The 20,291-nt window shown below is 62.4% G+C and carries 18 protein-coding genes; 9 read left to right on the top strand and 9 right to left on the bottom strand.

Annotated features, from left to right (window positions below; genetic code table 11):
• The first annotated feature begins 11 nt into the window (after positions 1-11).
• Both CLU90_RS29530 and CLU90_RS27120 read left to right on the top strand, forming a co-directional pair.
• A complete protein-coding gene (locus CLU90_RS29530) occupies positions 12-158 on the top strand; it encodes a lmo0937 family membrane protein (RefSeq protein WP_121670992.1) in 147 nt (48 codons plus the stop codon).
• Positions 159-348: 190 nt separating this feature from the next.
• Positions 349-984: an OmpA family protein gene (locus CLU90_RS27120; protein ID WP_092718242.1), complete on the top strand. Its 636-nt coding sequence runs from the start codon at positions 349-351 to the stop codon at positions 982-984.
• Between the two features lie 70 nt (positions 985-1,054).
• Here the strand turns inward: CLU90_RS27120 and CLU90_RS27115 are convergent, their stop codons facing one another.
• The gene (locus tag CLU90_RS27115) at positions 1,055-3,901 is read right to left on the bottom strand and encodes a M16 family metallopeptidase (RefSeq protein ID WP_100429288.1); all 2,847 of its coding nucleotides are present in this window, start codon (positions 3,899-3,901) and stop codon (positions 1,055-1,057) included.
• 292 nt (positions 3,902-4,193) lie between these two features.
• Between CLU90_RS27115 and CLU90_RS27110 the strand changes: the two genes are divergently transcribed.
• From CLU90_RS27110 to CLU90_RS27100, 3 genes are all read left to right on the top strand, one after another.
• Complete coding sequence (locus CLU90_RS27110; protein WP_092718173.1) at positions 4,194-4,469, top strand: hypothetical protein; 276 nt, start codon at positions 4,194-4,196, stop codon at positions 4,467-4,469.
• Between the two features lie 83 nt (positions 4,470-4,552).
• Positions 4,553-6,100 carry a TerC family protein gene (locus CLU90_RS27105; protein WP_092718170.1) on the top strand — a complete coding sequence of 516 codons (1,548 nt, stop codon included), beginning with the start codon at positions 4,553-4,555 and terminating at the stop codon, positions 6,098-6,100.
• Positions 6,101-6,167: 67 nt separating this feature from the next.
• Entirely contained in the window at positions 6,168-6,746 is a 579-nt protein-coding gene (locus tag CLU90_RS27100) for a DUF3617 domain-containing protein (protein ID WP_100429287.1), read from the top strand.
• On the opposite strand, the gene CLU90_RS27095 is transcribed toward CLU90_RS27100, so the two are convergent.
• Positions 6,734-7,807, bottom strand: a complete 1,074-nt coding sequence (locus CLU90_RS27095; RefSeq protein ID WP_232731345.1) for a porin — start codon at positions 7,805-7,807, stop codon at positions 6,734-6,736. The two genes, CLU90_RS27100 and CLU90_RS27095, sit on opposite strands and share 13 nt — an antisense overlap.
• 354 nt (positions 7,808-8,161) lie before the next feature.
• Here CLU90_RS27095 and CLU90_RS27090 point away from each other — a divergent pair, with 354 nt between their 5' ends.
• Positions 8,162-10,273, top strand: a complete 2,112-nt coding sequence (locus CLU90_RS27090; protein WP_092718162.1) for a site-specific recombinase — start codon at positions 8,162-8,164, stop codon at positions 10,271-10,273.
• A gap of 11 nt (positions 10,274-10,284) precedes the next feature.
• Entirely contained in the window at positions 10,285-11,661 is a 1,377-nt protein-coding gene (gene cls, locus CLU90_RS27085; RefSeq protein ID WP_442906722.1) for a cardiolipin synthase, read from the top strand.
• 106 nt (positions 11,662-11,767) lie between these two features.
• On the opposite strand, the gene CLU90_RS27080 is transcribed toward cls, so the two are convergent.
• From CLU90_RS27080 to CLU90_RS27070, 3 genes are read right to left on the bottom strand one after another with little or no spacing between them, the layout of a single operon-like run.
• The gene (locus CLU90_RS27080) at positions 11,768-12,586 is read right to left on the bottom strand and encodes a metallophosphoesterase family protein (protein WP_092718157.1); all 819 of its coding nucleotides are present in this window, start codon (positions 12,584-12,586) and stop codon (positions 11,768-11,770) included.
• 4 nt (positions 12,587-12,590) lie between these two features.
• Positions 12,591-13,493: a diacylglycerol/lipid kinase family protein gene (locus CLU90_RS27075; protein ID WP_100429285.1), complete on the bottom strand. Its 903-nt coding sequence runs from the start codon at positions 13,491-13,493 to the stop codon at positions 12,591-12,593.
• Between the two features lie 12 nt (positions 13,494-13,505).
• Entirely contained in the window at positions 13,506-14,240 is a 735-nt protein-coding gene (locus CLU90_RS27070; RefSeq protein WP_092718240.1) for a phosphatase PAP2 family protein, read from the bottom strand.
• 165 nt (positions 14,241-14,405) lie between these two features.
• On the opposite strand from CLU90_RS27070, the gene CLU90_RS27065 reads away from it, so the two are divergent.
• Complete coding sequence (locus tag CLU90_RS27065) at positions 14,406-14,630, top strand: hypothetical protein (protein ID WP_010396348.1); 225 nt, start codon at positions 14,406-14,408, stop codon at positions 14,628-14,630.
• Positions 14,631-14,737: 107 nt separating this feature from the next.
• Here the strand turns inward: CLU90_RS27065 and CLU90_RS27060 are convergent, their stop codons facing one another.
• The 3 genes from CLU90_RS27060 to CLU90_RS27050 all read right to left on the bottom strand — a co-directional run bounded on the left by CLU90_RS27060 (position 14,738) and on the right by CLU90_RS27050 (position 18,674).
• Positions 14,738-15,838, bottom strand: coding sequence for an AI-2E family transporter (locus CLU90_RS27060; protein WP_092718152.1), 1,101 nt, complete (start codon positions 15,836-15,838; stop codon positions 14,738-14,740).
• Between the two features lie 89 nt (positions 15,839-15,927).
• On the bottom strand, positions 15,928-17,118 hold the full coding sequence (locus CLU90_RS27055) for a DUF1501 domain-containing protein (RefSeq protein ID WP_092718149.1): 1,191 nt from the start codon (positions 17,116-17,118) through the stop codon (positions 15,928-15,930).
• An 11-nt stretch (positions 17,119-17,129) separates the two neighbouring features.
• Positions 17,130-18,674 (bottom strand): DUF1800 domain-containing protein, encoded by a 1,545-nt coding sequence (locus CLU90_RS27050; RefSeq protein WP_092718146.1) that lies wholly within the window; start codon positions 18,672-18,674, stop codon positions 17,130-17,132.
• A gap of 251 nt (positions 18,675-18,925) precedes the next feature.
• On the opposite strand from CLU90_RS27050, the gene CLU90_RS27045 reads away from it, so the two are divergent.
• Positions 18,926-19,303 carry a c-type cytochrome gene (locus CLU90_RS27045; protein WP_092718142.1) on the top strand — a complete coding sequence of 126 codons (378 nt, stop codon included), beginning with the start codon at positions 18,926-18,928 and terminating at the stop codon, positions 19,301-19,303.
• A gap of 48 nt (positions 19,304-19,351) precedes the next feature.
• Here CLU90_RS27045 and CLU90_RS27040 read toward each other — a convergent pair whose 3' ends face one another.
• Complete coding sequence (locus CLU90_RS27040) at positions 19,352-20,257, bottom strand: LysR family transcriptional regulator (RefSeq protein ID WP_092718139.1); 906 nt, start codon at positions 20,255-20,257, stop codon at positions 19,352-19,354.
• Positions 20,258-20,291: the final 34 nt, after the last annotated feature.

Below are 20,291 nucleotides of genomic sequence, written 5' to 3'. Positions count from 1 at the left end.
GAGGACACATCATGCTGTATACAATCGCCGTCGTACTCATCATTCTTTGGCTGCTGGGCCTGGTAACTTCCTATACCATTGGCGGCTTCATTCACATCCTCTTGGTGGTGGCAGTCATCATGATCCTGTTGCGCCTGATCAGCGGGCGCGGTTTATAGAGGCCAATTGACTGGCCGGAGGGGGCGGTGCGCGTGCGAACGGGCGCCGCCCTTTTGCGTGCGCTGGCAAGCAGGCCCGTTTTGCAGTAACGTGTACAGGTAGTCCTGGGTATGTCCCAATAACAAAACTAGGAGAAAATCCATGAAAGAAACATTCAAAAAAGGCCCTGGCGCCAAATCCCTGATCGGCATGCTGGTGATCGCATTGGCCGCCAGCGGTTGCGCGGATATGTCCGCAACGCAACGTGGCACGGCCACGGGCGCCGGCGTCGGCGCAGGCCTGGGCGCCTTGATCGGCGGCACCACCGGTGGCGGCAGCAGCGGCCGCACGGCCGGCGGCGCCCTGATCGGCGCGGCAGCGGGCGCCGTCATCGGCAATATCTGGTCGAACCGCATGGAAAACCAGAAGCGCGCGATGGAACAAGCGACACAGGGTACTGGTGTGCAAGTGTCGCAAACGGCCGACAACCGCCTGAAAATGGAAATCCCGAGCGACATTTCCTTCGACACCAACCGTGCCGACATCAAGGGCAACTTCCGCCCCATCCTCGACCGCTTTGCCGCCACCCTGAATGAAAACCCGAACACGACGGTCAGCATCATCGGCCACACGGACAGCACGGGCAGCGATTCCATCAACGAGCCGCTGTCGGTGGAACGCGCGGCCCACACGCGCGACTACCTGTCCATGCGCGGCGTCTCGCCGACCCGCGTCGTGACGGAAGGCCGCGGCTCGCGCGAGCCGATCGCCTCGAATGCCGATGCATCGGGACGCGCACGCAACCGCCGCGTGGAAATCTACGTAGCCGAAATGGCGCCACGCTAAGTTGACATTCTTCAATAAAAAACCCGCCGGCAAGGTCACTTGCCGGCGGGTTTTTTCCATTTAAAACAGCTTACTTCGACGTCGTTGCCTTGGCGCCGCTCTCACCCTCTTTCGCCACCTTGGCAAAATCGCCCGCCGTCACGACCGACACGGCCGATGGCTTCAGGTATTCGCGCAGGCCCTGGTTCACTTGGGCCAGGGTCAAGGCAGCCACTTTCGCTTCCAGGTCCTTGTCGTAAGCCATGGTGCGGTCTTCGGCAAGGTAGGTGGCCAGCTCGCGCGCCAGGCCGCTGTCCTGCGTGCGGCCCACTTCTTCCGATTGCAGCCAGCCCTTCTTCGCTTCGGCCAGTTCCGCTTCCGTGTAGCCGTCGGCCAGCACCTTGGCGATTTCCTCGCGCAGGGCCGCTTCCACCTTGACCGTATTTTGCGGCGCACTGATGGCGTAGGCCATCCAGTAGCCGGCCGGTTCACGCGACGGAATGCTCACTTGCGAGCCGACGCCGTACGACAGGCCTTCCTTCTGGCGGATGCGGTCGGCCAGGCGGCTGCGCAAGGCGCCGCCGCCGAGCATGTGGTTGGCGATCAGCAAGGCCGGATAGCTGGCGGCGTCATCCTTGAGGGGAATCGGCTGGATGGCGAACAACACGCTGTTGGCCTTGTCCGGCGTTTCCAGCGTGACTTTCTCACCGCTGACGGGCTTGACGGCATCAGGAATACGCACATATGGCTGCTGCGCCTTCCAGCTGCCGTACAGGCTGGCCACTTGCGCCTTCAGCGCGGCCGGGTCGAAGTCGCCCACGGCGGCAAAAGTGGCGTTCGCCGCGCCATAGTAGGCGCCATGGAAAGCTTTTACGTCGGTGACCTTGATGGCTTTCCATTGCGCCAGCTCCGCCGGCAAGGTGGCCACGTGGCGCACATGGCCTTCCGGCGTGGCGTCGAGCAGGCGGCGGAAGGCGTTCACGGCCAGCGGCTGCGGTTCCGGCAATTCCTGCTCCGCGCGGCCAACGCGCTCGCGCTGCAACTCCAGGAATTCCGTCTCGTTCAGGGCCGGCTTTTGCAACACTTGCGCCAGCAGGTCCATGGCGGCGGGCAAGTTCTCGCGCTTGCCCATCAGCATGGCGGTGACACCCTCGGCGCCACCCGTGATGGCCACTTGCGTGCCCAGCTGGTCGAATTTGTCCTTCACTTCCTGGCGCGACAGTTTATCCGTACCGCGCGACAGCAGATTGGCCGTGTAGCTGCCCACTTGCGCCTTGCCGCGCAAGCTCTCTTCGCTGCCGAGCTGCAATTTCAACACGACGCTGACGGTGCCGCCCTTGGTTTTCTTCGGCAGCAAAGCGCCTTTCAAGCCGTTCGGCAAGGTGAAGCGCGTGGTGCGCGCTTCGATATTGTCGGGGCTCGGATCGAACGCTTCGCCCTGCGCCACCACGGCGCGGCCCGTGTAGCCGGCCAGTTGCGGCGCCACGTCGGCATAGGCCGGCACGACGGTGCGGTCCGGCGCATCGGTAGGGATGAAACGGCCCAGGGTGCGGTTCGAGCTCTTCAGGTATTTCTCGGCCGCCGCCTGCACCTGCGCCGTCGTCAGCTTGTCGAGCAAGTCGCGCTGCAAGAAGAACAGACGCCAGTCGCCGGCCGCCAAGGACTCCGTCAGGGCGATCGTCATGCGCGCCGTGTTCGAGGTGATCAGTTCGACCTGCTTGTTCAGCTGCTGTTTCACGCGCGCCACTTCGGCATCCGTGATTGGCTGCGATTTCAAGTCTTCCAGCACTTTCAGCATGGCCGCTTGCGCCGCGTCGAGGTTGCCATCGACGGGCACCAGCGCGCCGAACAGGTTGTAGCCCGGCTCGAGGTTGCTCACCGAGTTGTATTCGATCTTGCTGGCCAGCTTGGTTTCCACCAGCGCCTTGTGCAGGCGCCCGGCCGGTGCGTCCGTCAGCACGTGGCCCAGCACTTCGATGGCGACGGCGTCCGGGTTGCCGGAAGGCGCCACGTGATAGCCGGCGCCGACGAACTGCGTGCCGCCGCTGCGGCGCACCGTCACGGCGCGTTCGCCATCCTGCACGGGCTCGGCCGTGTAGGTCGGCTCGATCACGCGCGTCGGTTTCGGGATCTTGCCGAACAGCTCATTGATCTGCTTCAAGACCTTCGCTTCGTCGAAGCGGCCCGCCACCATCAGCACGGCGTTATCGGGCTGATAATATTTATGGTAAAACGCGCGCAAACGGGGAATGTTCACCTGCTCGATGTCGGAACGGGCGCCGATGGTCGACTTGCCATAGTTGTGCCAATCGTAGGCAATGGCCTGGATGCGTTCGCTCGTCACGCCGATCGGGTCGCTCTCGCCCATCTCGAATTCGTTGCGCACGACGGTCATTTCGCCTTTTTGCGTCTTGGGATTCCACAGGTCGTTCTGGTCGATGGCAGCGTTGACCATGCGGTCCGCTTCCATGGCCAGCATCTGGCGCAGATTGTCGTCGTTGGCGGGGAAGGTCGCGTAGTAATTGGTGCGGTCGTACCAGGTGGTGCCGTTGAACTGGGCGCCCGTCGAGTTCAGGATCTCGACGGGGGTTTTCGTGCCCTTCTTGACGCCGAAGTTGGCGCTGGGCTTGAACAGCAAGTGCTCAAGCAAGTGGGCCATGCCCGTTTCGCCATAGTTTTCATGGCGCGAACCGACCAGGTAGACGATGTTGGTGGTCAGGGTCGGCTTGCTGGCGTCCGGAAACAGCAGCACGCGCAAGCCATTGGACAGGCGGTATTCGGTAATGCCTTCGACGGACGTGACCTTGACGGCGGCGGCACGGTTCGGTGCGGCCTTGCCGGTTTTCTGGGTCGGCGCGGCTTCGACCGGGGTGGCGGCCAGGATGAACGACGGCGACAGGATGCCGGCGGCAAGCAGGAGAGCGGTAATGGGTTTCAAGGCGGAGTCCTGGTAACACTACGTTTAAAGATGCGCAAGCGAAAGATGCTCGGGCGCAATGCGATACAAACGCAAGAATTGCCATGGGCCCGCGCTGCGTCTTCGCTGCCCAGGGAAATCATTGCTCTCGCAATTTACGGCATACTTATCAGTTACGCAAGTCCCTGTCATCGAGCTGTTATGTGCCCGTGTTATACTCCACGGTTCCAGAACTATCTGCCTGTATATGAGACGAGCTCTCGTCCTGCTCTGCCTTTTTGTCTTCATCGCTTTGCCCCAGGCGTTCGCCAGCATGGCCTACGCCAGCCCTTCCCCATTCCAGCATGCAATCGCGGCCGGCACTACAGCCACGCCCTCCTTCAGCATCGATAGTGCCGACGCCAGCCTCCATGCGGGTCTGCCTGGCGACAGCGGCGACGCCGACGACTGCGACAACGACCCCATCACGCTGTACCCGAGCTCGCGCCAGGCCGTGCCGTTTTACGCCATCATTTGGCAAGCGGGACCGGGCGCACTTTCCGAAGCGGACGTGCGGCTGGCCACACGGCCGCCGCGCGTCCGCCACTGAGACGAACACGGCAGCACCCATCACGCCCGGGGCACTAGCCGCCAGGCAAGCTTGATACTTACTGACTTTACAAGGTTACACACATGGAATGGTTATTTGACCCGACAATCTGGGTCGGCCTGCTGACGCTGGTCGTACTGGAAATCGTACTGGGTATCGACAACCTGATCTTCATCGCCATCCTGGCCGAAAAGCTGCCGCCGCACCAGCGCGACAAGGCCAGAGTGCTGGGCCTGACCCTGGCCCTCGTCATGCGCCTGGGCCTGCTTTCGCTGATTTCCTGGCTGGTCACCCTGACGACGCCATTGTTTTCCATATGGACATTCTCGTTTTCGGGGCGCGACCTGATCCTGCTCGTCGGCGGCCTGTTCCTGCTGTTCAAGGCCACCAGCGAGCTGCACGAGCGCCTCGAAGGCGTGACGCACGCCCAGACGGGCCCGAAAGTCTACGCGGGCTTCGGCCTCGTGGTGGCGCAGATCGTCGTGCTCGACGCCGTCTTCTCGCTCGACGCCGTCATCACGGCCGTCGGCATGGTGGAAAACCTGTACGTGATGATGGCGGCCGTCGTCATTTCCATCGTCGTCATGATGCTGGCCTCGAAGGTGCTGACGCGCTTCGTCAACGCCCACCCCACCGTCGTCGTGCTGTGTCTGAGCTTTTTGCTGATGATCGGCCTGTCGCTGGTGGCCGAGGGTTTGGGCTTCCACATTCCGAAAGGCTATCTGTATGCGGCCATCGGTTTCTCCATCGTCATCGAGTTCTTCAACCAGCTGGCGCGCCGCAACTTCCTCAAGCTGCAGTCGAACGCCCCGCTGCGCGACCGCACGGCGCAAGCCGTGCTGAGCCTGCTGGGCGGGCGCAAGGGCCGCGAAACCGTGGAAGAGCACGAAGTCAAGGAATTGCCCGACGTCTCCGCCTTCGGCGTGGAAGAGCGCAACATGGTCAGCGGCGTGCTGACCCTGGCCGAGCGCTCGATCCGCTCCGTCATGACGCCGCGCGGCGACGTGTCGTGGGTCAACCTGAACGACAGCAGCGACAAGATGCTGCAACTGCTGCGCGAAACGCCGCACAGCATGATTCCTGTCTGCAATGACGACCTCGACAATGTGGTCGGCATCGCGCGCAGCAAGGACCTGATCGAAGACCTGGTATCGCACGGCAAGATCGACCCGGCCAGCATGCGCGAAGCCGTCGTCGTGCCGGAAGCGGCCGGCGTGCTGAAAGCCATGGAAACGCTGAAGCGCTCGCGCGGCCAGCTGGTGCTGGTGGTCGACGAGTTCGGCACCGTGCAGGGCGTGCTCACGCCGATCGACATCCTGGAAGCCATCGCCGGCGAATTCCCCGACGAGGACGAGCAGCCCGACGTGGAAGTGCTGGGTCCCGGCCACTGGCGCATCGACGGCGCGACGGACTTGCATTACCTGGAGCAAGTGTTCGAGACGGAAACCCTGGTCAGCGAAGACGGCGAGTACAACTCGCTGGCCGGCTTCCTGCTGGCGCATTTCGAAAACATGCCGGCCGTGGGCGAAGTGCTGGAACTCGACGATCTGCGCTATGAAATCCTCGAGGCCGACGAGCGCCGCATCGCCAGCGTCGACGTGCGCCGCATCGAGCCCGATCACAGTTTGTAACACAATGGCAAGCGTGCCCCGCTTGCCATGCCGTATGCTGGGGTCTGCCTTTTCTGGAGACGCCAACATGAACCACTCTTTGCTAAGCCTGAGCCTGCTGGCTTGCACCGCCTTGGGCGCCCAAGCCAGTGTCCAGGCCGCCCCGCCATCGACCACCATCAAGCCTGGCCTGTGGCAAGTCGACAGCAAGATGGCGTCGCCCGACGCCGCCACCGACAACGCCATGTCCATGGTGTTGCAGCAGCTGGGCAACCTTCCTCCCGATCAACGCAAGCAGCTGGAAAGCATGGCGGCCAGCCGCGGCATGGCCATGCCCACCGTGGACGCCAGCGGCGCCGTGCGCGTGACGGCGTGCGTGACGCCGGAAATGGCCGCGCGCAAGCAGATTCCCACGGGCCAGCCCGGCGATTGCACCTCGAAGAACAAGGACATCGCAGGCGGAATGCAGGTGTCGTTTACGTGCGCGAATCCGAAATCGAGCGGCGAAGGCAAGGTGATATTCAGCGGCGAGCAGGCGTTCAGCATGCAACTGGCGGTGACGACCAGCGCGCGCGGTACGCCGGAACAGGTGAACGTGACGAGCAACGGCAAGTGGCTGGGAGCAAACTGCCCCACGCCATCAAGCGCTGCTGGTCAGAAACCGTGACGAAAGCCCATGTTGAAGGCGGCGTCGCCGCGTCCCGCGTCGCTGGCATTGCCCACCGTGTAGCGGGCGCCGTTCTTGTTGTGGATCTTTGCGTAGGACGCGTAGAAATCGCTGCGCCTTGACAGCGAGTACGTGAGGCCCACGGCCACCTGGCTGGCGTCGCGGTTGGCCAGGTCGCGGTCATCCTTGCGCACCCAGGACGCCAGCAGCTTGAAGCCGCCCACGGGCACGGACACGCCCAGCAAGGTGTCGCGGCTGTCCGACGACGACATCGACAGGGCCAGCGAGCTGTAGGCATTGTTCGGGTCCCACGGCGAACTGCCATAGCCCTTGTTCACGCCCACGGCGGCAAAGGCGGTGGCCACTTTCAGGTCGATGTTGGCCGCGATCAGGGTGTTGCGGGCCGACATGTCGATGGCGGGCAAGGTGCCGGAGGCGAGGATGAAGTTGTTCTTGCGCTGGTGCGACACGCTGACATTCACGGCGCCGGCCGAATAGCCGAGGGTGGCGCCATAGGCGCGGTTGTTGGCGCTGCTGTACGGCGACTCGCCGAAACTGTAAATGGCGCTGGCGGTCACGCCGCGCAAGGCCGGTGTCGCGTATTTGACGGTATTGTCGTAACGTTTCACGCTGTAGCCGGCCAGGTTGCCGGCGCTGCCGGCCATGCCGCCCTTGAACGGGTCGGCCACGTCGGTCAGGGTCAGGTATTGCAGGTTGTACTGGCGTCCCAGGGTCAGCGCGCCCAGGCGGCTGTCGAGGCCCACATAGGCCTGGCGGCCGAACAGACGGCCCTCTTCCGACTGGCCCGTGTCGTTCTGGATGCCCGCTTCCAGGGTGAAGACGGCGGAGACGTCGTTGCCCAGCGCTTCGCGGCCCCGCACGCCCAGGCGCGAGCCGGACGCGACGCCGCCGGACACCTTGGCGCCGGCGCAATCGGCGGCGCAGCCCCGCTCGGCGACGATGCCCGCGTCGAGCACGCCGTACACGGCAACGTGACTGGATGCGGCACTGCCCGCGCCATCGGCAGCCTGGGCCGTCGCGCCCAGCGCAAAAGGCCCCATCCCTATCACAGCAAGCGCAAAATACGAGGTCTTCATGATAAATATCTCGGTAACGTGGATGAAACTTCCCGGTATTGATCAGGACATGCGCTGTGTGTCTGATCTCAGTGTTACCTTATCCCCGCTTTTTGTCCAGCCATCCGTGCGTTGTACAACAGAAACTTCAGCTTAGTCCCGGGAAATGCGTCGTACACTGACAACACGCAAGAATGACCATGATGTGTGGCAATCTGCGGCAAAATGACGTGAATAGCAGGCCCTGCCGTACAGCAATGTTCGGTGGCGAACGTTGCGTGATCTGATGCAGGCGGTACACTACTGGTTTTACCGACAGCGGCTCGCCCGTTTTTTTGCATGCTAGCTATCCTCGAACGCATTGACCCCAATTCCAGCAATATCGACTTGCTGGTGGAATTATTCAACTCACTGCGTCCCAAGCGCCCTCACGACAGCGCTACCGCGATTGCCAACGTGCGCACCCTGCGCCAGCTTCTCAAAGGTAACCCCGCCCAGGCGCGCGCCCTGCACGAATACGTGCTGCGCGTGCTGGCCGCGCGCCGCCACGCCAGCCTCTACACCGATATCGGCGTGCTGTCGAACAGCGGTTTTTTCACGGAATTGAAACGCCGCATCGCCTACCGCATGCTGCCGCCCGCCCTCGGCGATGAATATCTGAACGACGCGCTCGACCAGGTGCTGTACCTGAAGACCGATTATTTGTGGATCAGCAACGTGCCCGCGACGGACTGGCTGGAACTGTTCGACGTGCTCACCAGCGACGACATCGAACTGGCCGTCGGCGATGGCAACATCATGCTGCCAGGCATGCTCGACGCCATCCGCACCCTGTCCTACCGCGTCTGCGCGATGGGACTGGAACCGGAATTGACGCGTTTCCACAGTGAAATCGAAGTGTTCCAGTCGCCATTCATGGTGCAAAACACGGAAGTGAACGCCTACCTCGACGCCTACACGAATTTGCTGCAAGGCGACATCGAGCACATCGAGGATGCGCGCCATTTGCTGGTGATGCTGGACCAGTGCGACGCCGTCATCGCCAAGATCCGCAAAAAGGCGCTGTACCAGGGCACCAGCATTCCCCTCACGTATTTATTGGTGGCGCTGGCGCAAAGCATCGAGCGCCTGCGCAAGCTGCTGTTCCTCGTCGACACGAGCGGCGAGCTGCCCGCGTCGAACAACGTGGACATCGCCGCCATCACGGTCGACGCCACGCAAGACCTGCTGCACCCGCAACCCGTCAGCCGCCGCCGCGCGGGCGCCGTCGGGCTGGCGCTGGAACTGATCCAGGCGCACAACAACAAATACAAGGTCAGCGACCTGTTTTCCGACAATATCAACTTGCTGGCGCGCAATGTGACGGAAAACGCGAGCCGCACGGGCGAACACTACATCGCCGAAAACCGCCGCGAAATGGGCGCCATGTTCCTCTCGTCGGCGGGCGCGGGCATCATCATCGGCTTCATGGCCCTGTTCAAGATACTGATGTCGTATCTGCGCTCGGCGCCGCTGGTCGAAGCCTTCATGTTCAGCATGAATTACTCGATCGGCTTCATGTTCATCCACTTGCTGCACTTCACGGTCGCCACCAAGCAGCCGGCCATGACGGCGTCGCGCATCGCGGCAGGCCTGCACAGCAAGGATGGCCGGAACATCGACCTCGACAGCATGGCCGAACTGATCAACAAGGTCTTCCGCACGCAAAACATGGCCGTGCTGGGCAACCTGGCCACGGCCATTCCCACGGCGTGGCTGATCGCGCTCGGCTACAAGGCGATCACGGGGCACAATCTGGTGACGCCGGAAAAAGCCATGCGCCTGCTGCATGATATCGACCCCATCGGCAGCCCCGCCATCTTCTACGCCATGATCGCCGGCGTGTGCCTGTTCGTGGCGGGCCTGATTTCCGGCTACTATGACAACCAGGCCCTGTACACGCGCTGGGCGCAACGCATCGCGCAATTGCGCAGCCTGGGCCGCGTGATCGGCCAGGAACGCCTGCAGCGCCTGGGCCTGTACCTGGAAAACAACCTGGGCGGACTGATGGGTAACTTCTATTTCGGCATCCTGCTCGGCTCCATCGGCACCCTGGGCTTTTTGATCGGCCTGCCGATCGATATCCGCCACATCACCTTCTCGGCCGCCAACTTCGCCACGGCCCTCGTGGGCCTCGACCACAACATGAGCTGGCAGCTGGCCGTCAAGTCGCTGTCGGGCATCTTCGCCATCGGCACGGCCAACCTGCTGGTCAGCTTCGGCCTGGCCCTGTGGGTGGCCCTGCGTTCGCGCCAGGTGCGCTTCAAGCACGGCATGCAATTGCTGAAGATTCTGGGCAAGCGTTTCCTGCGCTCGCCCATCGTCTTCTTCTTTGGCTCGAAAAACCCGCCACCCCTGGCATTGGCCGATGAATCGGCAAACCTGTCACTGACGAACAAGGCTCAAAAATGACCGCTAGGCGCATGCAACCCTGCCTCACCGCCCTATTGCTGTGCTGGACCCTGGCTGCATGCGCCTCGCTGCCCAATGTCAAGAATCTCAATACCACCCTGGAACCCGTTGCCAAGCCCAAGGTGATCACGGGCAAGGGCGCCGTGCTGAACGTCAACAGCCGCGCCGCCCTGCTCAACAAGCGCTGGGCCAAGTCCGGTATGGACTTGAAAACCCAGGCCGCGCTGGAAGAGGCGGCCACGGGCGTGCCTTTGATCAAGGGCAACAAGGTAACCTTGCTGTTCGACGGCCCGCAAACCATGGCCGCCATGTTCCAGGCCATCAGCGACGCCAAGACCAGCATCAACCTGGAAACGTATATCTTCGACCAGGACCCGCTGGGCCTGAAATTTGCCGACATGCTGATCGAAAAGCAGCAAGCGGGCGTGACGGTCAACGTCATCTACGACAGCGTGGGCACCATCGGCGTGCCGCAGGCGTTTTTTGATCGCATGCGCGCGGCCGGCGTGCACCTGGTGGCGTTCAACCCCGTCAATCCGGCCAAGCTCAAGGGAGACGACTGGAAGATCAACAACCGCGACCATCGCAAGGTGCTGATCGTCGACGGCAAGACGGCTTTTACGGGCGGCATCAATATCAGCGATACCTATGCAAAAAGCTCGCTGTTCCGCTCCAAGAACAAGGCCGCCGACAAGAAGGACGTGGGCTGGCGCGATACCCACGTGAAAGTGGAAGGCCCGGCCGTGGCCGCCTTCCAGTGGCTGTTCATCCGCACCTGGGCCCAGCAAGACCAGGCCGACCTGCCGGACGCCAATTATTTCCCTGTCCTCGCCGAAGTGGGCGACAAGCTCGTGCGCGTCGTGGCCAGCGAGCCCGAGGGCGGCTTTGAAATCTACAAGGCCTACATCCTGGCCATCCAGGAAGCCAAGAAATCGATCCACATCACGTCCGCCTATTTCGTGCCCGACCAGCAGACGGTCGACGCCCTGATCGCGGCTGCAAAGCGGGGCGTGGACGTCACCGTGGTGCTGCCCGGCGTATCCGACAGCGGCCTCGTATTTCATGCTGGACACGCGCTGTACGACCAGCTGTTGGCCGGCGGCATCCGCATCTTTCATTTGAAACTGGCCGTGCTGCATGCCAAGACGGCCGTCATCGACGGCGCCTGGTCGACCGTCGGATCGACGAATATCGACATGCGCAGCTTCCTGCACAACAGCGAGCTGAACGTGATCGTGCTCGGTGACAGTTTCGGCCGTGAAATGGAAAACGCCTTCCAGGAAGACTTGCGCGATTCGGAAGAAATCACCAAATCGAAATGGGAAACACGGCCGCTCTCGGACCGCATGAAGGAATGGGCGGCGCGCTTCATGAATTACTGGCTGTAGGTCGGATTAGCGGAGCGTAATCCGACATCACCACAGCCATTACCAAAGCCAACAATATTGTCGGATTACGCCCGGCTTCGCCGCGCTAATCCGACCTACGGGAAACCTACAGCGGCCGCAAGCTGGCCCACACGCCACCCTGGCGCTCGAACGCTTCCGTGCTGACTTTTTCAAAGTCGGCGGCATCTTCATTCCAGCTGTAGCGCTCGACCCGGATGCAGCTGTTTTCCACGCGCAGCACGTTGAAGGAGTTCGACTCGCCCCTGCCCCGCGTGGACGTGGCCGTGCCCGCCTGCACCATCAGGGCGGCGTAGCCGGCGATCTTGTAGCGCTCGGCCGTATTGCCCGCCACGCTGGCATGCAAATGTCCCGCCAGCAGCAAATCGACGCCGCATTCGGAAAACATTTGCAAGGCTTGCGGCGCGCGGTCGACCAGGTCGTCTTCGTCGAAGTGCTCGGGCAAGTCGAACGGGTGATGCGTGACGATAATGCGCGTCAAACCGGGCGGCAAACGGCCCAGGCGTTCACGCAGGAAATCGATCTGCTCGTGGCTGATGCGCCCATCCTTGAAGGTCAGGGAGCGGGCCGTGTTGATGCCCAGCACGGCGATTTCCTCGTCCACATATTCAGGCGACAAATCGTCCGTCACATGGCGCCGGTACTTCACCAGCGGCGTGAGGAAGCGGGAAAAGACGTTGTACAGGGGAACGTCATGGTTGCCCGGCACGACGATCTGCGGCCCCGGCAAGCTGTCGAGAAAATGCCGCGCCTGCTGGAACTGGACGCTGCGGGCCCGCTGCGTGAGGTCGCCCGACACCACCACGACGTCCGGCTCCAGGCGCTCGACGAGCGCGCGCAAGGGTGCCAGCAAGTCCGCGTCGACCCTGCCAAAATGCAAGTCGGACAAATGCACGATGGTACGCATGGCCTTACTCCTTGACTGGCGCCGGCACGATCACGTCCAGCGCGGCCGGACGGATGCGGTACTGCAGCGGCGTATTCATGATGGTCACCTCGCCATCGGTGGCCACGCGCAGGCGGCGGTGATGCGTGGCGATTTCCAGGTCCGTTGCCGTCAGCACGTCAAAATCCTTGGCCTGCGACAACTTGCCGAACAGCGCATGCAAGGCCAGCTTGAGCAAGCCCAATCGGCCCGGACGCTGCGCCACGTACAGGCTCAGCTGGCCGCCATCGAGCCGTTCGCGCTCGCCGATATTCAAGCCTTCCATCAGGTATTCATTATTGCCGATGAAGACGAATGGCGTGCGCCGCGCATGCACGGCGTCGTTGAGTGTCAGTTGCACGCTGAGAAACGGGTAGCGGCGCAAGGCCGCCACCAGGGCCCAGCTGAAGGCCAGCCACTTGCCCCGCCCCAGCCGGCGCTGCTGCTTTTCGCGGTCGCGCACGATATCGGGATACAGGCCCAGGCTGGAATTGTTCAGGAAGATACGGCCATTGACTTCGCCCACGTCGACCTGCCGCGGCACGCCCTGCGCCACGTTGGCAATCGCCGCATCGAGCTCGAGCGGGATAGTCAAATCCTTGGCGAAATGGTTCAAGCTACCCAGCGGCAAGACGCCGAACGGCGTGCCGCTGCCCACGACGACGGAAGCGACGGCATTGATGGTGCCGTCGCCGCCGCCGGCCACGACGATGGGCGCGCCATCGCGCAGCGCTTGTTCGGCCGTGGCGATCATCTCGACACCGCTTTGCGCCAGGGTGATGGCGGCGTCAAGCCCCACGGTGGCGAATTTCGCTTCGAGCTGCTGCGCCCAGTCGGGCGCATAGCCGCAGCCGGCGCCCCCGTTGATGATAACTGCAATCTTGCTCAGGATCGTTCCCCCTTATTTGGTTTGCCGGATGTGCCGGCGCCGGCGCAGGGTCGACACGCCGGCGATGCAGATGGCGAGCCAGCCATAGCTTTCCGCCATGGCCGCCAGCACATCGCTCAGGTAATGCGCGCCCAGGTAGATGCGGCTGAAACCCACGAGCGCCGCCATCAGGAATGCCGCCAGCGCGATGGCGATGCGCTTGCCCCAGGCGCCCGGCGCCGTCTGGCAAATCAGGTAGGCGGCCAGCAAGCCGTACAGGGCCGTCGAGGTGGCGGTATGGCCACTGGGAAAACTGTACGTGCTCAAGGCCGTCTGCAGGATGGGTTCGTCAAAACTGGGCCGAGCGCGGACAAAAATGTACTTTAGCAGCAGGTTCAAAAACATGACGCCCGGCATGGTGATAACCAGGGTAAACAGCCAGTAATCGGCGCCCTTGCGGTGCAGATACCAGCCCAGCAAGACGGCCAGAGTAATGGCGCCGATCACGCCATGCATGTGCGTGACGACCAGCAGGCAGCGGGTAGCCCACGGCACGGCATGCTGGTTGAACCACTGCGCCACCTGCAAGTCGATCACGGTAATTTGGGCCATGCCCATGACGGCTTCGGCGATCTCGTGGAAGACCACGATGGCCACCAGCATCAGGGCCACGCCCACCGTCATATGCAGGCCCAGCTCGCCTTCGGGCGACAGACGCGCCTCGACGAAGCGGCGCAGTTTCGTGGCCCAGCCCGTGGTCATGCTCATGTCATTTTTCTCTTGCAAACTCATCTCTCTTTCATGTTCCTGGTGCTGATCAAAAAAACCACACCAGTAAAAAAATACTGTTTATTCATACAGTAGCTGTGTATTCATACAGTAGTTATGCTATTCTGATGACTCGTTCAACACATCTCCCTCAAAGGAATTGTCATGGCAACATTGAATAGCGGTTTTGGCTCACGGTTCGGCCTGGAATACGCCCCAAGCTCTTTCCTCGTCCGCATGGGCAAGCGCGAAATCCTCGTCTGCCGCGACTTCCGCAAGCGCTACTACACCGTCAATCCCTTGATCGAGTGCGGTACGGGCATCGAGCCGGGCTATGTTGAAGTGCTGCTGATGCGCCGTTGGTTGCTCATTCTATCCAAGGCACATTAAGAATGACTTTAAAACAAGGTGCTCGCACCCTGTTGTAAAGTCAGCTCCGCCCGGCCACGCCGGGAGCGCGCCAGTACTGGCCAGCGGCAACGCTGGCCAACCCCTCATTACTGTGTGCGTTCCGGTGCGGCCGGGCTGGCAGGTGTTTGCACTGGCAGTGCCTTGTCAGACACGTTCGCTTCGTACCACAAGGTCACGAACAGCACCATGACGACAGGGCCGATGAACAGGCCCACGAGTCCCAGGGTTTCCACGCCGCCCAGGATGCCGAACAGCACGGCCAGGAAAGGCAAGCGGGTGGCGTTACCGATCATGCCGGGACGCACGAAATGGTCGGCCACGAACAGCACCACCGTGCCCCACACGGCCACGCCGATGGCGGCGCCGACATTACCCTGGAAAACCAGCAAGGCGGCCGCACACAAGTAGGCGAGCGGCGCGCCAAAGGGGATGATGGCCAGGATGCCCGTGGCAAAGGCCCACAGGGCGGGCGACGGCAAGCCGGCGATGGCGTAGGCAATGCCGATCAGCACGCCTTCGGCCAGGCCCACCAGCACCAGGCCGTTGACTGTCGCGCGGATGGCGGTCGGGATCTTTTGCGCATAGCGGCCCCACCGTTCGGGGCGCAGGAAATGGCTGCCGACAGCCGTGATCTGGCGCGTCAGCGCTTCGCCATCCTTGTAGAAGAAAAACAGGCATAAAAACGCCAGGCCGAAGTCGACCAGGCGGTGGAACACGTCCGCGCCCAGCACCTTGAGCATGTCGCGCGCCGAATGAAAGCCGCCCACGGCGCTGCCAGCAAAGAAGTGGCCGAGGCCATGGGGCTGGCTCAGGGTGGCTTGCCACCAGTCGCCGATGGCACTGCCGGCCAGGGGAATGTGCGCCACCCAGTCCGGCACGGGCAAGCCGTCGGTATTCGCATGGACGACGAAATTGGCCAGCACGGGCACTTCGCGCGCCGCCTGTGCCACGCCGAACAGCACGGGAATGATGAAGATGCAGGCAAACGCCAGGGTCAGCACGGCGGCCGCCACGATGGGACGCTGGCCCAGGGCCGCGCGCACGCGCAGGTACAAGGGCCAGGTGGCCACGCACAGGATGCCGGCCCACACGAGCGGCAAAAAGAAACGCTGCATGACGAAGGCCGTCACGGCGACCAGGGCCAGGGAAAAGCCTGCGCTGACGATGTCGCGCTGGGTATCGTTCATGCCACTCCATTCGTGCCCGGCGCCAAGCGCGGCCAGGATACGCTACGCGCCAGTCGCGCAGGCGTAGCGTAACACGGCGGCATGGCGATTTACACGAGGCCCAGTTCCACCGGTTTCACGCCGGCAAACACGTGGTCAAGCTGCGCCGGGGTCAAACCGAAAGTGCGGCGCAGCAGGCCGCCCAGCACGGCCCGGTATTCATTGAGCACGGGCATGTCGCGGTTCTGGAACAGGTTCGCCTGCGAAATCGCCACCTGCTCGCCCGCCACCTGCTTGCCATGGATCGCCCCGCCCAGCACCCAGAAGACGCTGCCGTGGCCATGGTCCGTGCCGCGGTTGCCGTTTTCGCGGAAGGTGCGGCCAAATTCGCTGACCACGACGACGACGGTATTGCGCCACTCGCTGCCCATTTCCTGCGAAAACGCGGCCAGACCACGCCCCAGCTCGTCGAAGCGCCCCGCCAGGTAGCCGTTGGCGCCGCCCTGTCCCACGTGCGTATCCCAGCCGCCCACGTCCACAAAGCCCAGCTTGTATTTGTCCTTCATCAAGCGGGCAATGCGCTGCGCTTCCAGTTCAAAGCCCTTGGTACTGATGGCGTTGCGGTTGGCCGCCTGCATCTCTCCCGTCAATTCCTTCGTTACATCGTCGCGCACGGCAAAGCCCGCGCTGACCGGCTGCTGCAGGGGCGTGCCCTTGTACATGGCGGCGATGACCTGGCTTTGACGCGCATCTATGCCCGACTTGCCCACGGAGCGCAGTGCCATGTTCGGCACTTGCACGCCGCCCTGGAAGATCAGCGGCAACTGGTCCGTGAAGGAAATGGCGTGGTTGCCTTGCTTGCTATTGAGGCTTTGCGCCAGCCGGTTCAAAAAGCCCGAGCGGAAATCTCGGCGCCCACCGAGTTCCTGCCCCAGTTCGATGCTGTCCTGCGTCTCGAAATGGCTGCGCGTCAAATCCGTCGTGCCCGCAAATGGGATGAAGGCCGCCTCGCCGCTCGTAAACATGGGATAGATGGTTTCGCGCAAGGCCGGATGCAGGGCCCAGTCGGCGTTCAAGGCCAACGCGCCGTTTTCCTCGCCTGGTTTCGCGATGGCGATATTCGGCCGCGATGCATAGTAAAAATCGCTGCCGATGGGCACCAGCAAGTTGTTCGCGTCATAACCGCCGCGCAAAAAGACGAACAGCAGCTTCGCATTCGTGGCGGGCGCGGCCAGCAAGCTGCCCGCATGCGACAACAGCGGCGCGGCGGCCAGGGCTTTCAACAGGTCACGACGGTTCATGACAATTCCTTTCAGCGGTGCATCATTTCGGGCGACGAGAGCAGGAAGGTGTTCCACTCCTGCGGCGAAGCGGCCTGTTCCAGGGCCTGGCGCGTGGCGGGACTCAAGGTTGGCTGCAGCGACTGGTAATACAGGGCGCTGGCCAACTGGGGAAACGCGACCTTTTCCTGCGGCTGCGGGCCATCCGTCTTGAACAGGCCGGCGCTGCCCGAACCGATGGTGCGGGCGATATCGAAGCGCGTCGTCATCTGTCCGGGGCTGGCCCAGGAAGCATCCGTCAAGGGATAGCCGTCCGGCGTCTGGCGTCCGTACAGGGGTTGGCCCATGCGCGAAAGCCAGTTCAGCATGGGGCCCGCGTTCAGGATGGGCTTATCGTCATAGCTGAGGCGCACGGCCGACACCACGTAATGCATGGGGTCCTTGAATTTCTTGCCCAGCGATTGCGTGAATTCGGGGCTGTTGAACATGGTTTGCAGCACGTCGGCGATCATGCCGTCGCTCTGCTGGAAGGTGGCCGCCATGCGCGCCACCAGGGGCGCGGGCGGATTGTCGCCGACGAAATACTGGGCCAGCTTGCCGCTGATAAAGTGCGCGGTGGCGGGACTGCGGCTGAGGCGGTCCAGCGCTTCATCGAGCTCGGCCAGTCCCCTGCCCTTCACCGTTTTGCCGAGGAATTGCTTATCGCCGTAATCGTGGCGGTTCGGGTTGAACTCGAACAAGCCCTGGCGCACGTATTGCGACTGCAAGGCCGGTTTCACCTTCGGCGTATCCGGTCCCAGGTTCACGCCCACGCCCGTCAGGATGCGCGCCAGCTCCTGCACGTCCGCCTGGCTGTAGCCGCCATTGACGCCAAGGGTGTGCAGCTCCATCAGTTCACGCGCATAGTTTTCATTGATGCGCTTGGCAGCGTTGGCTTCATTGTCCAGGTAGCGCAGCATGGCCGGATGGTGGACGGTGGCGCCCAGCAAGTCGCGGAATTTCCCCAGCGCATGCGGGGCGATGGCGTTCGCCTCATAATCGCCGACCATGGCGCGCAAGTTGTGCTTGCCCTGGTGCACGCTGAAATGGTTGAGCCAGAACCAGCTCAGTTGCTGTTGCAGCTGGTTAGTCGAATACACGTCCAACAGCAAGGAGCGCGTGGCCGCCTCGCGCGCCAGGCGGTTGAGTTCCTGCTGGTAATCCTTTTGCGCCTGCTGCTTGGCCATGTCATCCATGACGGCGGCCGACTCCTTGCGTTTTTGCTCCATAGAAACCACCAATTGATCCAGCGGCACCTGACTGATGGTCATGGCGTCGATCTGCGCCTGCACGGCGGGCGGCAGGCTGGCTTTGCCCGGATGCAATTGCGCCTGCAGGTAGCGCTGCCAGCCTTGCGCCTGCACCTGGCGCGCGCTGCCGGCATTGACGCCCCAGCTGACCCTTTCCAGCAAGGCAATGTCCTGCGAGGAACTGGTCTGCGCGCGATGGTCGGCCTGGACGGCAGGTCCGGTGGCGGCGCAGCTGGCCAGCAACAGCAGGGAAATCAAGGTCGTGGGCAATATTCGGCGAGGGGTCATGGCAGTCCTTCAAGCGGTTTCAACCAGAATGCCTGAGGGTACGCCCAGGTTGACCTGCGCATGATTGCCATTTGCAACGAGTTGTAATCAAGCGCGACGGTTTGCCTGCCGATTTCCCTCGGGCGCGGGCACATTAGCAATGAACAATCTCGGATAAAATATTATCGAGAGAACTGCGTATTGCAATGGCACTGCCGTATTTTCTCTCGATCCAGGCATTATCCATACAATAAGTCCACATTAAAAATGAAATGAAAATATTATTTATCGCCGCACTGGGAATGTTATCGCTGATGCAAACGCCGTCATCCTTCGCGGATAATCTCAATGGAAAAACGCTGTATGTACAGAGATGTGCCGTCTGCCACGGAGCAGATATCAAGGGAACGGGGCCATTGGCAAATAAAAGCAATCCTCCCACGCCGGACCTGACAACAGCCGCGTTCAAAAAACGCCTCAAGGATTATCCCGGCGTGATTGTATCGTCGGTCATCCTTCGCCCGAATGGCGACTTGATTCCAAAGACCTTGAAAGAGAATGGCGTCAAGATCGCGCCCTATGCGTGGCGGGTAAAGGATTTTCGCGATTTGAATCAATACATGAGCGAGGTGATTTTAAAGAATCGATGATGCGCAGATCGGCGGCGCGCACATCGGAAATGAACCATCCACGGTCAATCATGCTGTTCGCTCCGCGCACTTGTCGCGCAGAAAATCGCGCAACTGCAGCACGAGCGGCGTCACTTGCGCCCGGTGCATGCACAGCAGCTGCAAGGGCGCGGCCTCGCCCGCCACCTCGGGCAGCAGCACTTGCAGCCGGCCGGAGGCCACGTCGCCGGATACGTCGAGCCGCGACTTGTAGGCGATGCCCAGGCCCGCCACGGCCCAGCGGCGCACCAGGTCGGCATCGTCGGCGCTGCGGTTGCCGCTCACGGTTATCGTCACCTGCTCGCGCTGCGGCAGGCGGTAAAAGGTCCAGCGGTCGTGCAAGCCGTCTTCCAGCGCAAAGCGCAGGCAATTGTGCTGCGCCAAATCTTCCAGCGCCTGCAGGGGGCCTTGTTCGCGCAAATAGGCGGGCGACGCCACCAGCACCCGGTCGTTGGCAGGCGCGACCGGCATGGCGACCATGCTCGAATCGTCCTGCCGGCCATAGCGGATGGCCACGTCGACTTGCTGGCGCACCATGTCGGCCACCCGGTCGCTGACGCTGAGCTGGTAGTGCAGCTTCGGATGGCGCGACTGGAATTCGTCGAGCCAGCCCAGCATCAGGTTGCGGCCCAGGTCCGAAGGCATGGCAATTTTCAAGGTTCCGCCGAAACTGTCCTTGCCTGCCAGCAGCGCATCGTGACCGGCGCGCAGCAGGCGCAAGGCTTCGCGCGCATGTTCCAGGTATTGCGTGCCTTCCGCCGTCAGGCTCAGCGAACGGGTCGTGCGGGCCAGCAGGCGCAAGCCCAGTTCCCCTTCCAGGCGCTTGACGGCGGCGCTGGCCAGCGCGGGCGAAATGCCGATCTCGCGCGCGGCCGCCGACAAACTGCCCCGGTCGGCCGTGCGCACAAATACCTGCAAGTCATCGAGTCGCAGCAATTTTCAGCATTCCTTTGAAAGTGTTTCGGTACGC

Origin of the sequence: Janthinobacterium sp. 67 (genome assembly GCF_002797895.1) — a bacterium.
In the GTDB taxonomy this organism is placed as follows: domain Bacteria; phylum Pseudomonadota; class Gammaproteobacteria; order Burkholderiales; family Burkholderiaceae_D; genus Janthinobacterium.
This window is presented reverse-complemented; position numbering and strand designations above follow the sequence as displayed.